The organism is Actinosynnema sp., assembly GCF_052038725.1.
Genome location: NZ_JBQGCX010001474.1, coordinates 1 through 1,964 on the forward strand (window position 1 = coordinate 1; position 1,964 = coordinate 1,964).

Here is a 1,964-nt window from a genome sequence, read left to right on the forward strand (position 1 = left end):
GCGGCGCGGCGGCGGGGCGGCGCGCGCTCGGACGGGGCGTCCGGCGGGGCGGGGTGCGGGAGCGGGCACAGCGGCGGATTCTCGTCGTGCGGCTCCGGCGACTCGGGTGACTCCGGTGGCGGCGGGTGCGGCGGCGGGTGTGGTGGCGGCGGCGGTGACTGACCGGTCGCCGGGACGGGAGGGGAACGTGGTGGAGCGGCTGGGCGTGGGCATCGGCTGGCGGTCCGAGATCGACCTGACGGTGGAGCGGCTGCCCGGCGTCGACTTCGTCGAGGTGGTCGCGGAGAACCTGCGGCCGGGTCGGCTGCCCGAGTCGGTGCGGCTGCTGCGCGAGCGCGGCGTGCCGGTGCTGCCGCACGCGGTGTCGCTCTCGCTCGGCGGGGCCGACCCGGTCGACCCGGCGCGGGTGGCGCACCTCGGGGCGCTGGCCGAGGAGCTGGGCGCGCCGCTGGTCAGCGACCACGTGTGCTTCGTGCGCGCGGGCGGCCTGGACTCCGGGCACCTGATGCCGGTGCCGCGCACCCGCGAGGCGCTGGACGTGCTGGTGGCCAACGTCAGGGCCGCGCAGGCCGTGCTGCCCGTGCCGCTGGCGCTGGAGAACGTCGCGGCGCTGCTGGAGTGGCCGGACAGCGAGCTCAGCGAGGGGCGGTTCCTCGCCGAGCTGGTCGAGCGCACCGACTGCCACCTGCTGATCGACGTGGCGAACCTGTACGCCAACGCCCGCAACCTCGGCACGGACGTCGAGCGGTTCCTGGACGAGATCCCGCTGGAGCGGCTGGCGTACGTGCACGTCGCGGGTGGCGAGGAGCACGACGGGGTCTACCACGACACGCACACCGCCGCGGTGCTGCCGCAGGTGCTCGACGTGCTGGCGCGGCTGCGGGAGCGGGTCGACCCGCCGGGCGCGCTGCTGGAGCGGGACGGGGACTACCCGTCGGACGCGGAGCTGGCCGCCGAGCTGGCCGCGATCCGGGCGGTGCTGGGGTGACGGAGCCGCAGCGGGAGCGGTTGGCGGCGGCGCAGGGCGAGCTGCTGCGGGCGCTGCTCGCGGACGGGCCCGCGCCGGGCGGGTTCGACGCGGAGCGGCTGCGGGTGGAGGCCCGGTCGCTGCTGAACAAGCGGCGGTCGGTGGTGGCCGCGATCCGGCCGGACGTCGCCGGGGAGCTGGGCGAGCGGTTCCGCCCGCTGTTCGCCGAGTACGCGCGGGGCAACCCGCGCAAGGACGGCAGCCGGATGCGGGAGGACGCGGCGGCGTTCGCCGAGTGGGCGGCGGCGCGGGGCGAGCTGGCCGCGCCGCGGGCTCCCCGGCCCGAACGGCGGCGGTGGTGGCGGTTCGGGCGGTGACCTCCCGCGTGGAAAGCGCTTGCTCACCGCGCGCGGGCAACCGCCGGGCCCGGTCGTCCCGTCCAGGGGTCGTGCGGAGATCCTGGGTGGTGCTGCCAGCGCTGCTCGCGCTGGCCGGGTGCGGGGGCGCGGGTGGCGGGACCGCCTGCACGCTGATCGGCGCGGAGGCGGGGGTGGCCCTCGACGTCGACCTGCCGGGCGCCGGGTCCGGGACCCTGCGGCTGTGCGGGGCGGGCGGGTGCGCAGACCACCCGGTCGAGCTGCGCGACGAGCGGGTCGTGGTGACCACGAGCTGCACCGGGACCCGACCGGACGACACCTGCGGCGCGGTGTCCGGACCGGGCGGGGGCAGGGCGGGGTTCGTCCCGGTGCCCGAGCTGACCGGGGAGCCGGTCACCGCCACGCTGGTGCTGCTCGACGCGGCGGGCGCGGAGCTGCTGCGCCACACCGGGGAGCTGCGCCCTCGGGCGACCCGGCCGAACGGGCCGGGGTGCCCGCCGGAGGCCGCGCAGGCGGCCCTGTCCGTTGCGGCGGACGGCGCAGTGACCGCCCGCTAGCCCCGACCAAGCCGGAACCCGCCGGACAGCGGCTGTCCGGCCCGCGCGACCTCCCTAGCGTCG

At 78.3% G+C, this 1,964-nt stretch carries 3 protein-coding genes; all 3 read left to right on the forward strand.

Translation table 11 applies throughout. The annotated features are described in order from the left end of the window. Nucleotides 1–154: 154 nt before the first annotated feature. The 3 genes from ACTUAL_RS31110 to ACTUAL_RS31120 all read left to right on the forward strand — a co-directional run bounded on the left by ACTUAL_RS31110 (nt 155) and on the right by ACTUAL_RS31120 (nt 1,901). Nucleotides 155–988: a DUF692 domain-containing protein gene (locus ACTUAL_RS31110; protein WP_440902731.1), complete on the forward strand. Its 834-nt coding sequence runs from the start codon at nt 155–157 to the stop codon at nt 986–988. Continuing rightward, on the forward strand, nt 985–1,344 hold the full coding sequence (locus ACTUAL_RS31115) for a hypothetical protein (protein ID WP_096492150.1): 360 nt from the start codon (nt 985–987) through the stop codon (nt 1,342–1,344). The genes ACTUAL_RS31110 and ACTUAL_RS31115 overlap by 4 nt, the downstream gene beginning before the upstream one ends. 86 nt (nt 1,345–1,430) lie before the next feature. Beyond that, nucleotides 1,431–1,901 carry a hypothetical protein gene (locus ACTUAL_RS31120; RefSeq protein WP_096492149.1) on the forward strand — a complete coding sequence of 157 codons (471 nt, stop codon included), beginning with the start codon at nt 1,431–1,433 and terminating at the stop codon, nt 1,899–1,901. The last annotated feature ends 63 nt before the right edge of the window (nt 1,902–1,964 follow it).